Source organism: Erythrobacter litoralis, from assembly GCF_029760855.1.
GTDB classification, from domain to species: domain Bacteria; phylum Pseudomonadota; class Alphaproteobacteria; order Sphingomonadales; family Sphingomonadaceae; genus Qipengyuania; species Qipengyuania litoralis_A.
The window spans coordinates 317,826-333,737 of the sequence record NZ_SOSI01000004.1 but is presented as its reverse complement, the minus strand read 5'-3'; the positions used below and the strand labels follow the sequence as shown (position 1 = coordinate 333,737).

Below are 15,912 nucleotides of genomic sequence, written 5' to 3'. Positions count from 1 at the left end.
CGGGGCGCACGATGGCCAGCAAGAGCAATTCCACCTTCTCGGTCCTCGGTTCGGACCTCTCGATAACAGGCGACATCAAGGCGTCCGCCGACCTGCACATCGACGGCAATGTCGACGGGGACATTGCCTGCTCGAACCTCGTCCAGGGCGAGACCAGCACCGTTTCGGGCAGCGTGGAAGCGGAAAACGCCCGGCTTGCCGGGACGGTCCGCGGCTCGATCACGGCGCGCGAACTGGTTATTCTCAAAACCGCGAAAATCACCGGAGACGTGTTCTACGATGCGCTGACCATCGAACAGGGTGCGCAGGTCGAAGGTCGCTTCGCCCATCGCGAAAGCAAGGCATCCGACCAGAAGGCCACCGCGCCTACCGGCAAGCCGGAGCTGGTTGCCGCGGGATAAGGGTTTCCGGAGGGGGGGAAAGGCCGCTTCCGCATCGGCGGGGCGGCCTTTCGTGTGTCCGGCGTCAGTTCAGCACTTCGGCGCGCAGGGCCTTGCGGTCGAGCTTGCCGATCATCGTCTTCGGCAATTTCTTGCGTATAACGACCTCGCTGACCCGTTCATGCTTGCCGACGCGGTCGTTAAGCCAAGCCTTCAGCATTTCGCCGTCGCACTCCGCCTCGTCCATCAGCGTAACGTAGGCCGCCGGGCATTCGCCGCGATAGCTGTCGGGCTTGCCGATCACGAGCGCCTCTTTCACATCGGGGTGCTGGAGGATGACCTCCTCAACCTGGCTCGGGAACACCTTGAAGCCGCCGACGGCGATCATGTCCTTGATCCGGTCGACGATGGCGAGATAGCCATCGCCATCGATCGTCGCGACGTCGCCGGTGCGCAGCCACGTTTCCCCCTCATGCTCGGCAAAGGCACTGGCGGCGGTATCGGGTCGATTCCAATAGCCTTTCATCATCTGCGGCCCGGCGACGACCAGTTCGCCCGGCTCTCCGTCGGGCGCAAGCTTGGTCGGTTCTTCCTTGTCGAGCAGCAGCACCTTGGTGTTCGGCAGGACCTGCCCGATCGTGCCGGGCTTGCGCTTGCCTTCGTAAGGATTGGTGGAGACGACGCCGCTACTTTCGGTGAGACCGTACCCTTCCACCAGCCGAACGCCCGTGCGCGCTTCGAAATTCTCGCGAAGCTTGCCGGGCATCGGCGCGCCGCCGGAAATGCAGATGCGCAAGCTCGACCAGTCGGTTTTGTCGCAATCCTTGTGGTCGAGCAGCGCCTGGAACATGGTCGGCACACCCGGAAAGGCGAGCGGCTTGGTGCGGGAGATCGTCTTGAGCACCTGGCCGGGATCGAAGCGCGGCACCATCGCGATCATCCCGCCGCGCACCACCGTGCGATTGAGAACGCAGGTGTTGGCGAAAACATGGAACAGTGGAAGACCGCCGAGCACACTGTCGGGATGATCCCGGCCGAAGGGATCGATCGCGTCGACCTGCCGCGCATTGGCGGCAAGATTGCCATGCGTCAGCATCGCGCCTTTGGGCGTGCCGGTGGTGCCGCCGGTATATTGCAGGAGTGCGAGGTCCTCGGCACGATAGATAGGCTCAGGCGGCTGTTCGTCCGACTGCCAGTCGCTCCACACCGTCACGTCCGACCGGCGCGGAATTTCGGCGATCTGGCTCCGGCCCAGAGTGCGCAGGGCGAGGCTCTTCGTGGTCGGCAACTCGTCGGACAATCGGGCCACGATCAATGCGACGAGCGATGAGCGATCGAGCACCTGCTCCGCCGTCGGCAGGAGCATCGGCGAATCGAGCGTGACGAGAAGTAGCGTGCCGGAATCCTCGACTTGATGGGCAAGCTCCTCGGCCGAATAGAGCGGCGAGAAATTCACCACCACCGCTCCGGCCATCATCGCCCCGTAATAGGCGGCGACATAGGTCGGGACGTTGGGCAGGAAGAGGCCGACCCGGTCCCCCTTGCCCACACCTTTTTCGGCCAAGGCAGCGGCGAACCGGCGAGCGGAATTGTGCAGTTCGCCATAGGAAAATTCGCGGCCGAGGAACTCGACCAGAGGGGCACCGCCCTTTTCGCTCGCCCGGCGTGCGAAGATTTCGGGCAGCAGATCGCCCTTGAGCGGCGAATCCCACGCCCGCGGATGCGAATAGTCGGCGGACGGGATAGGAAAGCGCTTATTTACAGACATGTCAGTAGAATGACGAAACCCGCCCCTACTGACAAGTCAAAAGGCGCCCGCCTTTACGGCTGCTCGGCGTCTTCGGCGGCGCGCTTGTTGCGCAGCCATTCCTCCGCTTCGGCTTCCTGTGCAGCTTCGGCCGCAGCCTTCTCGTTGGCGTCGCGTTCGGCGCGCAGTTCCTCGATCAGCTTTTCACGATCGCTCGAGCCATCGCTTGCCGGCACGGGCGCGGCGACTTCTTCGCCTTCGGTCGCGCGGACCTTCTTCGCCGCCTTGGCCACCACCGCGTCCAATTCGCGCTGCGAACACAGGCCGAGGGTCACGGGATCCTTCGGCGTGATGTTCTGGATGTTCCAGTGGCTTCGCTCGCGAATCGCGCCAATCGTATTGCGGGTTGTACCGATAAGCTTTGAAATCTGCGCGTCCGAAACTTCGGGATGATTGCGCAGGAGCCACGCTATGCCGTCGGGTTTGTCCTGCCGCTTGGACACCGGGGTGTAGCGCGGGCCCTTGGTGCGGCTCACCGCAATCGGCGCGCGCTGGATCTTCAAGCGATATTCCGAGTCCTTCTGGCCTTTCTCGATTTCCTCCTGCGTCAATTCGCTGGCATGGAGCGGATCGCGCCCGGTATACTTGCTGCCCGCCAGATCGTCGGCCATCGCCTGCACTTCGAGAATGTGCAGACCGCAGAAATCGGAAATCTGTTCGAAGGAAAGGCCGGTATTGTCGATCAGCCAGGTGGCAGTCGCATGCGGCATTAGCGGGGTCGGTTGGTCGGCCATGGGGCTCTTTCTCGAGAAGCTCAAAATGAAAGGGCCGCCCCTTGCGGAGCGGCCGTTAGACCTAGCCATGTATGCCAAAGCTAGAGTTTGGGCAAGCGCGCGGTATTTAGGCTTCAGTTCTCGCCCGAAACCTCCAGCACGATCTTGCCGATATGATCGCCCTCTTCCATCCGCCGGTGCGCATCGGCGACCTTGGCCAGCGGGAACGCCTGATCCATTACGGGGGCGATCGTACCGTCCTCGAACAGCGGCCAAGCGTGCTGGTGGATTTCGTCGGCGAGCAGCGCCTTGAAGGCATTGGAACGCGGGCGCAGGGTCGAGCCGGTCAGGGTCAGCCGCTTCCGCATTACGGTCGCCATATTTATCGTGGCCTTTAAGCCGCCCAGCACCGCGATGGTGACGTGCCGCCCCTCGTCGGCGAGGCATTCTATATTGCGCGCGACATAGTCACCCGAAACCATGTCGAGGACAACGTCGACGCCCTTGCCATCGGTGAAGTTCTTCACTTCCTCGACAAAATCCTGTTCCTTGTAGTTGATCGCGAGGTTCGCGCCGAGTTCGCGCGCCGCATCGCATTTTTCGTCGCTGCCGGCAGTGGTGACGACGGTGATCCCGAACTGCTTGGCGAGCATAATCGCCATCGTGCCGATCCCGCTGGTGCCGCCATGGACGAGGAAGGTTTCCCCCTCCTTGGCCCAGCCACGCTCGAATACGTTGTGCCATACGGTGAACAGCGTTTCGGGTATGGCCGCAGCGGTTTTCAGGTCCATCGCCTGCGACACGTGCAGGCAATGCGCCGCCTGCGCCAGGCAGTATTCCGCATAGCCCCCACCCGAAACCAGCGCGCACACGCGGTGATTAAGAAGTTCGGGTTGCACGTCCTCCCCCACCGCAACGATGGTTCCGGAAACTTCGAGCCCGGGAATGGGCGAGGCGCCCGGCGGCGGCGGATAGAAGCCCTGCCGCTGGATGACATCGGGCCGGTTCACGCCCGCCCAGGCAACGCGGATCAATACTTCGCCTTTGCCCGGTTCGGGCATCGGCAACGATTCGGGACGGAAGACGTCTGGATCGCCCGCATCGTCGAAACCCATCGCGGTCATGGTGTCAGGCAGATCGGCCAAAATTCGCGCCCCCTTCTCGCCGTCGCCCCATCGGCGCAGCGCAGTCGGCAGGCGCAATACATCGCACATCGGTTGACAGCAACCGGACGGAAGCGGAGACTGGCTGGCAATGGATGAAAGCGACCTGCCCCGCCCCAAGGGCGATGCCGCGAGCAAGCTCGCCGCCGAAGACCTTTCCCCCTACTCGCAGGACGAACTGGCCGAACGCATCGCCCTGCTCGAGGCCGAGATCGCCCGAGTCGAAAAACACCGCCTGAAAGCCGCCGCCCACCGCGATGCGGCAGACGCGCTGTTCGGCCGCAAGGAATGACCATGCGCGGCGGGGGTGAAATGGCGAAATCCGATCCTATATTCCCGTCATACGCGGTCCTTCATACAGCTTCGGCTAACCTGTTGGCGGTACTCTCCAATCCGCCTGTTCAACCGACCATTCCGCGAGTCTCCTGACGAAAGAACACACGAATGCCCAGCTTCGCAGCAAATCTCGAAAAGACCCTCCATGCAGCCCTCAGCGATGCCGGCGAACGTCGCCACGAATACGCGACGCTCGAGCACCTTTTGCTCGCACTGATCGACGACGAAGATGCGGCGCAGGTCATGGGTTCGTGCGGCGTCGATCTCGACGAGTTGGGCGCGGTGGTCCGGCAGTATCTCGAACAGGAATACCAGTCGCTCAAATCCGACGACGGCTCCGATCCGCAGCCGACCGCCGGCTTTCAGCGCGTGATCCAGCGCGCAATCCTGCACGTGCAGTCTTCGGGCAAGGACACGGTGACAGGTGCCAACGTGCTGGTCGCCCTCTTCTCCGAACGCGACTCCTACGCGGTCTATTTCCTGCAGCAGCAGGACATGAGCCGCTTGGATGCGGTGAGCTTCATCAGCCACGGCATCGGCAAGGGCGGCAAGCAGCTCGAAAGCGGCAAGACGCCGCAGGGCGCGGAGAACGCGGCCGAGGGCGAGGAAAAGGCGAAGAGCGGCGACAAGAAGGAAACCGCGCTCGACCAGTTCACCGTCAACCTCAACAAGAAGGCGGAGGACGGCAAGGTCGATCCGCTGATCGGCCGCGGGCCCGAGGTCGATCGCACGGTGCAGATCCTCTGCCGCCGGTCGAAGAACAACCCGCTCTATGTCGGCGATCCCGGCGTGGGCAAGACCGCGATCGCGGAAGGCCTGGCGCGCAAGATCGTCGAGGGCGACGTTCCGGAAGTGCTGAGCGAAGCGGTGATCTATTCGCTCGACATGGGCGCGCTTCTCGCCGGCACGCGTTATCGCGGCGATTTCGAGGAGCGGCTGAAGCAGGTCGTGAACGAACTCGAAGGCATGCCGCACGCCGTACTGTTCATCGACGAGATTCACACCGTGATCGGTGCCGGAGCCACCAGCGGCGGGGCGATGGATGCCTCCAACCTGTTGAAGCCGGCACTGTCCAGCGGGGCGATCCGCTGTATCGGCTCGACCACCTACAAGGAGTTCCGTAACCACTTCGAGAAGGATCGCGCGCTGCTGCGCCGCTTCCAGAAGATCGACGTGAACGAGCCGACGATCGAGGATACGGTCAAGATCCTCAAGGGCCTGCGCAGCGCGTTCGAAGATCATCACAAGGTCAAGTACACGCCCGATGCGATCAAGACGGCGGTCGAACTCTCGGCGCGCTACATCAATGACCGCAAGCTGCCCGACAAGGCGATCGATGTGATCGACGAGGTCGGTGCAATGCAGATGCTCGTCCCGCCGTCCAAGCGGAAGAAGAAGATCACCTCGCGCGAGATCGAGGCGGTCATCGCCACCATGGCGCGCATTCCGCCCAAATCGGTCAGCAAGGACGACAAGAAGGCGCTCGAAAATCTCGGCCGCGATCTGAAGCATGTCGTCTTCGGCCAAGATGCCGCGGTCGACCGGCTCGCCACGGCCATGAAGCTTAGCCGCGCCGGCCTGCGCGATCCCGATAAGCCGATCGGCTCGTTCCTGTTCTCCGGCCCGACCGGCGTCGGGAAGACCGAAGTCGCGCGACAGCTTGCCAGCATCATGGGCATCGAGCTGAAGCGCTTCGACATGTCGGAATATATGGAACGGCACAGCGTTTCGCGGCTGATCGGCGCGCCTCCGGGCTATGTCGGCTACGATCAGGGCGGCCTCTTGACCGATGCGGTCGACCAGAATCCGCACAGTGTGCTGCTGCTCGACGAAATCGAAAAGGCGCATCCCGACCTGTTCAACATCCTCCTGCAGGTGATGGATAACGGCCGTCTGACCGATCACCATGGCAAGACGGTCGACTTCCGCAACGTCGTCCTCATCATGACGACCAATGCCGGGGCCGCCGATATGGCGAGCCAGGGCATCGGCTTCGGCGATGTCAGCCGCGAGGATGCGAGCGAGGAAGCGGTGAAGCGGATGTTCACGCCGGAATTCCGCAATCGGCTCGATGCCATCGTACCGTTCACCTATCTCGGCAGGGATACGGTCGCCCGCGTGGTCGACAAATTCATCCTGCAGCTCGAATTGCAGCTCGCGGAGCAGAACGTCGACATCACGTTCGACAAGGAAAGCCGCGCCTGGCTAGCCGACAAGGGCTATGACCGGCTGTACGGTGCCCGTCCGATGGGCCGCCTGATCCAGGAAAAGATCAAGCAGCCGCTGGCCGAGGAATTGCTGTTCGGCAAGCTGGCCGATGGCGGCGAAGTTGCGGTGACGATGAAGGACGGCAAGCCCGCCTTCGAAGTCACCCCGGCGCCGCCTAAAGCCAAAACGGCGAAGAAAAAGCCGTCCACCAGGAAGGCCTCTTCGCCGGATCCGCAGAACGATACGTCGGAGGAAGCGGACAAAAGCGAAAGCTGAGCTTCATCCACCGAGTGAACCAGAAAGGGGTCGGCATTTGTCGACCCCTTTTTCGTATCCGTCGGGTATCGGCTTGCGGGCGGGGCACGAACCCCATAGGCATCGCGCTCTATCGGGGGGAAACGATGGCAGTTCTGGAAGTAGACCGGCTCGTAAAGCGCTTTGGCGACGTTCTGGCCGTTGACGATTTGTCTTTCACCGTTAGGGAAGGCGAAATCTTCGGCTTCCTCGGCGGGAACGGCGCAGGCAAGACGACGACGCTGCGCATGGTGCTCGACATCATCCGCCCGACATCCGGCACCATCACCGTGCTCGGCGGCTCGCCCGATCGCAGGCAAGCGGCAGCGATCGGTTTCTTGCCCGAAGAACGCGGTCTTTATTCCGGCATGAGCGCCATCGAGACCATCGTCTATTTCGGGCGATTGAAGAACATGGATGCCGGGCTTGCCCGATCGCGCGGCATGGACCTCCTGACTCGGTTCGACCTCGCCGACCGGGCGAAAAGCGATATCGGCGACATGTCCAAGGGCATGGCGCAGAAGGTGCAGCTGGCGACGGCGCTGGTCAACGATCCCGAATTGCTGATGCTGGACGAGCCGTTTTCCGGTCTCGATCCGGTCAATCAGGGCCTGCTCGAAAACGAGATCCTGCGCGCGTCGGAACGCGGTGCAGCGGTTATCTTCTCGACCCACGTGATGCAGCATGCCGAGCGGCTGTGCGATCGGTTGCTGCTGCTGCGAAAAGGGAGGAAGCGCTTCGAAGGCACGCTGGACGAAGCCCGCGCGCAATTGCCGATCAGCCTCACCGCCGTTGCCAAAAGCGATCTCTCCTCGCTTCGAGGTGTCGCAAGGGCCGATGCGGGCGAGCCAGCAGGCGACGGCTGGCGCGAATGGAAGGTCGCACTCGAACCGGGCGTTTCGCCAGCCAGTGTCCTCGAACACTGCACCGCCAACGGGATCGGCTTGCGGCGGTGGGATGAGCGGCGCGCCACCTTGCACGACATATTCGTCGAACTGGTCGGCGGCGAAGGAGTACAACGATGACCAATATCCTCCTCGTCGCGAAACGCGAAATTCGCCAGATCCTCGCGATGAAAAGCTTCTGGCTGACGCTGCTCATCCTGCCCGTCGCGCTGGCCTTGGGTCCGATACTGGCAGAAAGCCTTGGCGACGAGGACGCAACGCCTGTCGCCATGATCGATCGGTCTGGCAGCGGTGCGGGCGAGGCTCTGCAACAGCGCTTCGCCGAAGACGACGATCGCAACACCCTTCGCGAACTCTCGCGCTACGTGCAGCGCTACGACCTCGAAAGCGCCGATCCGCAGGCCGTCTGGACGCAGCACGATCGCTGGTACACCGCCACCGACATCGCCGCTTTCCGCACTTCCGGCGGGGTCGATGGCGCAATCGCCAAAATCGATGCGGTCCGACCAGATGGCACGCCGGAATTCGAGGCCGATCCGCCGCTGTACGAATTCGTCCCCGCACCGCCCGCCCTCGCCTCCCAATCGGCGCAAGGCTTCGGGGCCGCCGCGCAGGACCTGTTCGACAGCGACGCGGACGACGCGCCCGAAATCGTCGTTCTGATCGGCGAGGACTATCCGGCCGTTCCTGCGATTGGCCTCTATTCCGCCAACCAGCCCCGCGCGAGCTTCGTCGCCGCCATGCAGGAAACGCTTACCGGTGACCTGCGCACCCGCCTGCTGGCCGAACGAGGAATTCTCGCGGCGGACGCGGCGGCGATCCAGAGCGCCGTCCCGGCCATTTCCGTAAACACCCCGCCCCCCGGCGATGGCGCGCGCGAGGCGCTGTTGGTCCGCTCCATCGTCCCGCTTGCCCTTGCGTATATCCTCATGATGAGCCTGATGCTGTCGGGCAGCTGGATGCTGCAAGGCTCGGTCGAGGAGCGATCGAACAAACTGCTCGAGTCGTTGCTCGCCTGCATCAAGCCGGAGGAACTCATGTACGGAAAGCTTCTCGGTGGGCTCAGCGTCGGCTTGCTGATGATCGCCGTGTGGGCGGGCTGCGCTGCCGTCGCCGCCTATGCGACGCAAGGCGTGATCGCCGACATGATCCGCCCGGCGCTGGAACCGGTATCTTCGCCCGGCGCGATCCTGACGATCCTCTATTTCTTCGTCGCGGGCTATATCGGCATCTCGATGATCTTCGTCGCCATCGGCGCGATGGTCGATTCGATGAGCGAGGCGCAGGGTTATCTCATGCCTGTCCTGCTCGCGATCCTGCTGCCGATCACCTTCCTCTTGCAAGCTATTCTTGCAGGACGCGAAGGCTGGATCGTGCAGGTGCTTACCTGGGTTCCGCTGTGGACGCCCTTCGCTGTGCTGGCGCGGCTCGGAATGGGCATCGAAACCTGGGTGCTGGTCGGAACTGGGGCCTTGCTCGCGGCGACCATCGCGCTCGAACTGATCTTCCTCGGCCGCCTGTTCCGCGCCAGTCTGCTCGCGACCGGCCAGAAGCCGACGCTCGGACGCATGCTGGAGCGCCTGCGCGCGAGGCCGCAATAGCCCGGGTTCGGGAACGCAAGCGCGCCGCCTTCGGTTTCTTCGCCGATGGCCGCGCCCTTTTCCTGGATCAAACCCGACCCGCACGGCATCTATGTCGAACCCGCGGACGCGTGGGTCGACCCCTCCAAGCCGGTCGCACATGCGCTCGTTACTCATGGGCATGCCGACCATGCGCGCGGCGGCCATGGCGAGACGGTGGCGACGCCGGAAACCCTCGCCATCATGGAACTGCGCTATCGCACCGGCGCGGAAGACGAGGCGGGCGAAATCCCGCACAAGGCAATTCCGGTTGAATATGGCGAGACGATCCGGCTGAAGGGCGGCGTCGATGCGACCTACATTCCGGCGGGCCACGTGCTGGGCAGTTCGCAGATCCTCCTCGAGCACGCAGGCGAGCGGATCATCTGCACGGGCGACTACAAACGCCGCGCCGATCCCACCTGCCCGCCCTTCGAAGTCACTCCGTGCGATATCTTCATCACCGAAGCGACTTTCGGCCTGCCCCTCTTCACCCATCCGCCGATCGAGGACGAAATAGCCAAGCTGCTCGACCGGCTGGCTGCGCACCCCGATCGCTGCGTACTGGTCGGCGCCTATGCGCTGGGCAAGGCGCAGCGGGTGATCGCCGAATTGCGCGCGGCGGGGCATAGCGCGCCTATCTATCTCCACGGTGCGATGGAGAAGATGTGCCGGCTTTACGAGGAACATGGCGTCGATCTGGGCGAATTGCGGCTGGTGGCGGATGCGAAGAAGGACGATATGCGCGGCCACGTCGTCATCTGTCCGCCCAGCGCGCTGAACGACCGCTGGAGCCGCCGCCTGCCCGAACCCATCACAGCCATGGCGAGCGGCTGGATGCGTGTGCGCCAACGCGCCCGGCAGCGCAATGTCGAACTGCCGCTGGTCATCTCCGACCATGCCGACTGGGGCGAACTTACCCGCACGATTCAGGAAGTGAACCCGCAGGAAACCTGGATCACTCATGGCCGCGAGGATGCACTGCTGCGCTGGTGCCAGCTTCATCAGCGCCGTGCGAGGGCGCTCGCGATGGTGGGCTACGAAGACGAGGACGATTAGGGTTTGGAAGAATTCGCCGCCCTCATCGACGCGCTGGTCTATACCCGTTCACGCAACGAGAAGCTGCGTCTGATCGCGGAGTATCTGCGCGCCACGCCCGATCCCGATCGCGGCTGGGCGCTTGCCGCATTGTCGGACGGGCTCGACTTTCCGGCCGTGAAAAGCTCGACCATCCGCAACCTTCTGAAAGACCGGATCGACCCGGTGCTGTGGACGCTGAGCCGCGATTTCGTCGGCGATACGGCGGAGACGGCCAGCCTGCTATGGCCCGCGCCCGAACATCCTCCCTCGCCGCCCACGGTCAGCGAGACAGTCGAACTGCTCGAGGCGATGAACCGCAAGAGCGTGTTCGTGGAATTACCGAAGCTGCTCGACCGGCTCGATCCTTCCGGCCGCTACGCTCTGCTCAAACTGGCGACCGGCGGGATGCGCATCGGCGTGTCCAGCCGCCTCGCCAAGACCGCGTTCGCGCAGGCCTTCGAGGTCCAAATCGACGATGTCGAGGAATATTGGCATGGCTTGAAGCCGCCGTTCCCCGAACTGTTCGCATGGGCGGCGCATGGCGAGGACCCGCCCGATACCGAGAATTTGCCGACCTTCCGCCCCTTCATGCTGGCCCATCCGCTAGAAGAAACGGTAGTCGATCTCGAAGATTTCGCCGCCGAATGGAAATGGGACGGCATTCGCGTGCAACTGGTCCGCGCCGGACAGGGCGAGGAAGCAGAAACCAGGCTCTATTCCCGGTCGGGCGACGACATTTCCGCGACCTTCCCCGAACTTCTCGACGCTTTGCCGGTGAACGCTGTACTCGATGGCGAACTGCTGGTCCGCGGCGCGCATCAGGGCGGCGAGGAAGGCGGGGCCGCAAGCTTCAACGCGCTCCAGCAACGGCTCGGGCGCAAGACTGTTAGCAAGAAGATGCTAGCCGAAGCGCCTGCCTTCGTGCGTCTCTACGACGTCCTGATCCTCGAAGGCGAGGACCTGCGCAAACTGCCGTGGACCGAACGCCGCGCCCGGTTGGAGGCGTTGATGGACCGCCTGCCCCAAAGCCATTTCGATATCAGCAGGGTTGTCGACGCGCGTGACTTCGAGCATCTCGGTGAGATCAGGGGCGGCAGCCGCGACGAAGCGATCGAGGGGCTGATGCTGAAGCGAAAGGACAGCCCCTATATCGCCGGGCGGCGCGTCGGTTACTGGTACAAGTGGAAACGCGATCCGCTGCTGATCGATTGCGTGCTGATGTACGCTCAGCGCGGCAGCGGCAAACGATCGAGCTTCTACTCCGACTACACCTTCGGCTGCTGGGACGGTGATCCCGACACCGGTGCGGAGTTGCTCCCCGTTGGCAAGGCCTATTCCGGTTTCACCGACGAGGAATTGAAAAAGCTCGACCGCCATGTGCGCCGCAACACCGTCAACCGCTTCGGCCCGGTACGCGAAACCGACAAAAGCTTGGTGTTCGAGGTGGCGTTCGACAGCGTGCATGACAGCAAGCGCCACAAATCGGGTCTCGCGATGCGCTTCCCCCGCATCCACCGCATCCGCTGGGACAAGCCGCCGCACGAAGCCGACCGGATCGAGGCGCTGCGGGCGCTCGTGCAGGATTGATGACGAAGTCGCGCGGCGCGACTATCCCTCTCGAAGCGCCTGTGCATGATGCTTCGCGTTCTCGGCATAATGCGCGACGCCGAGCTTCATTCCGGCAATCGCCGCATCGTCCAGATCCTTGAGCTTCTTCGCCGGGCGCCCGGCCCACAGCTCGCGCGTCCCCATCACCTTGCGCTCGGTCAGCATGGCACCGGCGGCGAGCATCGCATCGCTCGCGATCACCGCCTGGTTCATCGCAATCGCGCCGAGGCCGACGAAGCCGCGATCCTGAATCGTGCAGCCATGAACCATCGCCATGTGGCCGATCAGCACGTCGTCCCCGATGATCAATGGCGAGCCCGCGGGCATGCCGGGCGCGGGGCCATCGCAATGGAGCACGCTGCCGTCCTGCACATTGGTGCGCTCGCCGATAACGATGCGGCTGACATCGGCGCGCAGCACGCAATTATACCAGATGCTCGAGCCAGCCCCGATCGTCACGTCGCCCACGACGATACAGCCCGGCGCGACGAAAGCGGTTTCATGGATGGTCGGCGTCTTTCCATGGATCGAGACGATACGAACGCCGGGGCGGCTTAGTGTTTCTGTCATCGGGTTCTCTCCCATTGTTCCCGCATAATGGTGTAGACGATCGTATCGCGCCAAGGTGGATCGTATCGCGCGTCTGCATAGTCGAGCTCTTCGCGCCGCCGCATACCGAGCCGTTTCATCAGACCCCAGCTGGGCGCGTTGCCTTCGACAGTAAGCGCGACGATTTCGTTTGCGCCGAATTGCGCGAAGCCGGCATTGATCGCAGCGATGGCGGCCTCCTTGGCGTAGCCCTGCCCCCAGCTGTCTTTGCGGAAGCGCCAGCCGACCTCCATTTCGCCGGTCACGCTCGATCCCGGTGCGTCGGCGCGCTTCAATCCGCAGAAGCCGAGCAAAGCGCCGTCCATCTTGCGCTCGACCGCCCAGAAGCAGAACCCGTTCGCCGCGCGGCAAGCCTCCACACGGGCGCGTTGCTTTTCCCGACCGTCATCGTCGAGAACTCCGCCAAGCCATTCCATGACGGAGGGCGTATTCGTTACGCGAAAGAACTCGGGCCAGTCGTCCTCCAACCAGTCGCGCAGCACCGTCCGGTCGGTTTCGAGACGGAACTCGGGCCACATCACTATGCGCCGAGCAGGCGAGCCGCGACCGGAGCATGGTAAGTCAGCACACCGCTGCAGCCCGCCCGCTTGAAGGCGACCAGCTTTTCCATCAGCAGCGCGTCGCGGTCGCCGATCCCGGCCGCCGCACCTGCCTCGATCATCGCGTATTCGCCGCTCACCTGATAGGCGAAGACGGGTACGTGGAACGCCTCCTTCGCGCGCCAGATGATGTCGAGATAGGCGAGGCCGGGCTTTACCATCACGCTGTCTGCTCCCTCGGCAATGTCGAGCGCGATTTCGCGCATGGCCTCGTCGCCATTGGCCGGGTCCATTTGATAGCTCTTCTTGTCGCCCTTCAGCAGTCCGCCAGAGCCCACGGCATCGCGGAACGGTCCATAGAAGGCCGAAGCGTATTTTGCGGCGTAGCTCATGATCTGGACGTTGTGATGACCGCCCATTTCCAGCGCCATGCGGATTGCGCGCACCCGGCCGTCCATCATGTCGGACGGAGCGACGATATCCGCACCAGCCTCCGCCTGCGTTACCGCCTGGTCGACGAGCAGGGCCACGGTATCGTCGTTGGTCACATACCCGCTGGGATCGAGCAGACCGTCCTGCCCGTGGCTCGTATAGGGATCGAGTGCGACGTCGGTGAGGATGCCGATATCGTTGCCGCACGCATCGCGCACCGCCTTGATCGCACGGCACATGAGATTGTCAGAATTGTACGCCTCGGCACCATCCTTGCTGCGTTTGTCGGCCGGCGTATTGGGGAACAGCGCAAGGCAGGGAATGCCGAGGCCGACCGCCTCCTTCGCGCGCGCCACGATCCCGTCGACCGACCAGCGTGAAACGCCGGGCAGGCTGGCAATCTTTTCCTCCACGCCGCGCCCCTCGGTCACGAAGAGCGGCCAGATCAGGTCCGCCGGGGTGAGCATGGTTTCCCGGTGCAGCGCGCGGCTCCAGTTATGGGCGCGGGGGCGGCGAAGGCGGGTCGAGGGATAGGAAGCTTGGGACATTATCCGCAGCGATGCCTTATGCGGCGGCGCTGCGCAATGTCGCCTTACCGTCAGTCGCGGCGTTTGAGATCGAGCTTGTCGATTTCGCGCTGGGGGACATCCGCGGCGATCTCCGCCTGCGTCTTTTCAAGATCCACCAGCGCCGCTCCCGCCTCCACGGTCCGGATGCGCGCGAGGGATTCGCGGAAGCGCTGCAATTCCGCTCCGCTCAATTGTGCGCGGGTAACGTAGCGGACCGATGCCGGATCGACCGCGCGGCCGCCGCGATACATTTCGTAATGCAGATGCGGTCCCGTCGAGAGGCCGGTCGAGCCGACATAGCCGATCACCTGCCCGCGCTTGACGCTCTGACCGCGGCTCACCGCCATGCGGCTCATGTGGCAATAGCGGGTATCGAGCCCGCCGCCGTGGCGGATCCGCACCGCATTGCCGCAACCGCCCATCCGGCCCGCGCCGGTAACCTGTCCATCGGTTACCGCGACGATCGGCGTGCCGTGACGGGCGCGGTAATCGAGCCCGGAATGCATCCGCTTGTAGCCCAGGATCGGATGGCGACGCATGCCGAAGCGCGAACCTATGGGGCCGTTCACCGGCGCCATCAATCCGTCGCGTTGTTCTCCGACACCCGATGCCTCGTAGAACTTGCCATCTTTGCCCCAGCGCATCAGCTGGACCTTCGACGTCGAATCGCGCTCGATCCCGGCGTAGAGCAATTGCCCGGCCTGCCGTTCGCCAGTCGCGGCGCGGCGGTGGGCGACGATCATGTCGAACGTATCGGTTGCGCGCACGTCGCGTTCCAAGTTTACCTGTGCGGACAGGGTCTTGATATAGGCCTGCACGGCGCTCGCCGGTGCGCCAGCCGCGCGTGCCGAGCGGTAGAGACTGTCGCCGACCGTGCCGCGAATGCGCAGCGGCGTTTCGTCCACGCGGATCGGGCGGCGGCTCAAGGTGAGCGGCGCGCCCGGATCGAGGCGCGACACCGCAAGTTCCAGATCGAAACGTGCGCGGAATGTCAGCTCTTCCAGCGGACGCGGCGCATCGGCGGCAGGACGACGGCCGAGCACGAGATCGATCTTCGTCCCCGGCTCCAGTTCACCGAGCGGGATGGCGTTTCCAACCAGGCTCGCGACACGTTCCGCATCGTCCTCGCCCATGCCGGCACGGCGCAGGACAGAATCGAATGCGTCGCCTTTGCCGAGAGTGGCCAGCAGCTCGATACGAGGGCGTTCGGGCGCGGCAGCGAGCGGGCGGACCAGTTCGGTAGGGCCCATGCGACGTCCGGTATCCGCGCCCAAGGCTAGCGGTGCGATCGCCTGGCTACGATATTCGCCGCGCACATCCTCGTCGGTTCGCATGAGCGGTGCAGCTTCGAGCGGCGCGAAACTCGGCCAGAAGGCGAGCGCGCCCGCGGTCAGCCCGATGAGGGTGCCGAGGCCACGAAACCAGCGGCGGCTCCCGATCTCGTTCCCGAGATCCGGTGCGAGATCGAGCGTATGGAGCTTGGCGCGCCAGCCTTTCGGGCCCTCTTTCGAGGCCGTCTGCTTGGACCGGGGCGGGACCGCAGGGGAGCAGCGAACCGGCGATCCATCCGGTGCGCTCCCCATGTGCAAAGTCTGATCTTCGGCTGCGCGGTACACCGCTCGTCCTCCAAACAATACACCCGCACCGCAT

General features: G+C 63.8%; 14 protein-coding genes. 7 read left to right on the top strand and 7 right to left on the bottom strand.

Annotation, left to right across the window (positions count from 1 at the left end):
* Positions 1-11 precede the first annotated feature (11 nt).
* Positions 12-401: a bactofilin family protein gene (locus E3U23_RS09960; protein WP_279351090.1), complete on the top strand. Its 390-nt coding sequence runs from the start codon at positions 12-14 to the stop codon at positions 399-401.
* 64 nt (positions 402-465) lie between these two features.
* On the opposite strand, the gene E3U23_RS09955 is transcribed toward E3U23_RS09960, so the two are convergent.
* The 3 genes from E3U23_RS09955 to E3U23_RS09945 form a co-directional block, all read right to left on the bottom strand.
* A complete protein-coding gene (locus E3U23_RS09955) occupies positions 466-2,148 on the bottom strand; it encodes a long-chain-fatty-acid--CoA ligase (protein ID WP_279351089.1) in 1,683 nt (560 codons plus the stop codon).
* Between the two features lie 53 nt (positions 2,149-2,201).
* The gene (locus E3U23_RS09950; protein ID WP_279351088.1) at positions 2,202-2,921 is read right to left on the bottom strand and encodes a DUF1013 domain-containing protein; all 720 of its coding nucleotides are present in this window, start codon (positions 2,919-2,921) and stop codon (positions 2,202-2,204) included.
* Between the two features lie 113 nt (positions 2,922-3,034).
* A complete protein-coding gene (locus E3U23_RS09945; RefSeq protein WP_431732682.1) occupies positions 3,035-4,015 on the bottom strand; it encodes an NAD(P)H-quinone oxidoreductase in 981 nt (326 codons plus the stop codon).
* Positions 4,016-4,154: 139 nt separating this feature from the next.
* Here E3U23_RS09945 and E3U23_RS09940 point away from each other — a divergent pair, with 139 nt between their 5' ends.
* The 6 genes from E3U23_RS09940 (at position 4,155) to E3U23_RS09915 (ending at position 12,092) form a co-directional block, all read left to right on the top strand.
* Positions 4,155-4,355: a DUF1192 domain-containing protein gene (locus E3U23_RS09940; RefSeq protein ID WP_279351087.1), complete on the top strand. Its 201-nt coding sequence runs from the start codon at positions 4,155-4,157 to the stop codon at positions 4,353-4,355.
* Positions 4,356-4,507: 152 nt separating this feature from the next.
* Entirely contained in the window at positions 4,508-6,883 is a 2,376-nt protein-coding gene (gene clpA / locus E3U23_RS09935) for an ATP-dependent Clp protease ATP-binding subunit ClpA (RefSeq protein WP_279351086.1), read from the top strand.
* Between the two features lie 125 nt (positions 6,884-7,008).
* Positions 7,009-7,926, top strand: a complete 918-nt coding sequence (locus E3U23_RS09930) for an ABC transporter ATP-binding protein (RefSeq protein WP_279351085.1) — start codon at positions 7,009-7,011, stop codon at positions 7,924-7,926.
* On the top strand, positions 7,923-9,407 hold the full coding sequence (locus E3U23_RS09925) for an ABC transporter permease (protein WP_279351084.1): 1,485 nt from the start codon (positions 7,923-7,925) through the stop codon (positions 9,405-9,407). Before E3U23_RS09930 ends, E3U23_RS09925 begins: the two co-directional genes overlap by 4 nt.
* A 45-nt stretch (positions 9,408-9,452) precedes the next feature.
* Positions 9,453-10,484, top strand: a complete 1,032-nt coding sequence (locus tag E3U23_RS09920) for a ligase-associated DNA damage response exonuclease (RefSeq protein ID WP_279351083.1) — start codon at positions 9,453-9,455, stop codon at positions 10,482-10,484.
* A 3-nt stretch (positions 10,485-10,487) separates the two neighbouring features.
* A complete protein-coding gene (locus E3U23_RS09915) occupies positions 10,488-12,092 on the top strand; it encodes a cisplatin damage response ATP-dependent DNA ligase (RefSeq protein ID WP_279351082.1) in 1,605 nt (534 codons plus the stop codon).
* A gap of 21 nt (positions 12,093-12,113) precedes the next feature.
* On the opposite strand, the gene E3U23_RS09910 is transcribed toward E3U23_RS09915, so the two are convergent.
* The 4 genes from E3U23_RS09910 to E3U23_RS09895 are packed head-to-tail and all read right to left on the bottom strand — an operon-like array spanning position 12,114 to position 15,845.
* Positions 12,114-12,683 carry a gamma carbonic anhydrase family protein gene (locus E3U23_RS09910; protein WP_279351081.1) on the bottom strand — a complete coding sequence of 190 codons (570 nt, stop codon included), beginning with the start codon at positions 12,681-12,683 and terminating at the stop codon, positions 12,114-12,116.
* Positions 12,680-13,240: a GNAT family N-acetyltransferase gene (locus tag E3U23_RS09905; RefSeq protein WP_279351135.1), complete on the bottom strand. Its 561-nt coding sequence runs from the start codon at positions 13,238-13,240 to the stop codon at positions 12,680-12,682. Before E3U23_RS09905 ends, E3U23_RS09910 begins: the two co-directional genes overlap by 4 nt.
* A gap of 2 nt (positions 13,241-13,242) precedes the next feature.
* Positions 13,243-14,241, bottom strand: a complete 999-nt coding sequence (gene hemB / locus E3U23_RS09900; protein WP_279351080.1) for a porphobilinogen synthase — start codon at positions 14,239-14,241, stop codon at positions 13,243-13,245.
* A gap of 50 nt (positions 14,242-14,291) precedes the next feature.
* A complete protein-coding gene (locus tag E3U23_RS09895; RefSeq protein WP_431732681.1) occupies positions 14,292-15,845 on the bottom strand; it encodes a M23 family metallopeptidase in 1,554 nt (517 codons plus the stop codon).
* Positions 15,846-15,912: the final 67 nt, after the last annotated feature.

Excerpts from the sequence above, each read along its gene's own strand:
- E3U23_RS09905 (WP_279351135.1), bottom strand. The coding sequence starts at position 13,240 with ATGTGGCCCGAGTTCCGTCTCGAAACCGACCGGACGGTGCTGCGCGAC.
- E3U23_RS09925 (WP_279351084.1), top strand. The coding sequence starts at position 7,923 with ATGACCAATATCCTCCTCGTCGCGAAACGCGAAATTCGCCAGATCCTC.
- E3U23_RS09895 (WP_431732681.1), bottom strand. The coding sequence starts at position 15,845 with ATGGGGAGCGCACCGGATGGATCGCCGGTTCGCTGCTCCCCTGCGGTC.
- E3U23_RS09910 (WP_279351081.1), bottom strand. The coding sequence starts at position 12,683 with ATGACAGAAACACTAAGCCGCCCCGGCGTTCGTATCGTCTCGATCCAT.
- hemB (WP_279351080.1), bottom strand. The coding sequence starts at position 14,241 with ATGTCCCAAGCTTCCTATCCCTCGACCCGCCTTCGCCGCCCCCGCGCC.
- E3U23_RS09940 (WP_279351087.1), top strand. The coding sequence starts at position 4,155 with ATGGATGAAAGCGACCTGCCCCGCCCCAAGGGCGATGCCGCGAGCAAG.
- E3U23_RS09950 (WP_279351088.1), bottom strand. The coding sequence starts at position 2,921 with ATGGCCGACCAACCGACCCCGCTAATGCCGCATGCGACTGCCACCTGG.
- E3U23_RS09955 (WP_279351089.1), bottom strand. The coding sequence starts at position 2,148 with ATGTCTGTAAATAAGCGCTTTCCTATCCCGTCCGCCGACTATTCGCAT.
- E3U23_RS09930 (WP_279351085.1), top strand. The coding sequence starts at position 7,009 with ATGGCAGTTCTGGAAGTAGACCGGCTCGTAAAGCGCTTTGGCGACGTT.
- E3U23_RS09945 (WP_431732682.1), bottom strand. The coding sequence starts at position 4,015 with ATGGGTTTCGACGATGCGGGCGATCCAGACGTCTTCCGTCCCGAATCG.
- clpA (WP_279351086.1), top strand. The coding sequence starts at position 4,508 with ATGCCCAGCTTCGCAGCAAATCTCGAAAAGACCCTCCATGCAGCCCTC.
- E3U23_RS09920 (WP_279351083.1), top strand. The coding sequence starts at position 9,453 with ATGGCCGCGCCCTTTTCCTGGATCAAACCCGACCCGCACGGCATCTAT.
- E3U23_RS09960 (WP_279351090.1), top strand. The coding sequence starts at position 12 with ATGGCCAGCAAGAGCAATTCCACCTTCTCGGTCCTCGGTTCGGACCTC.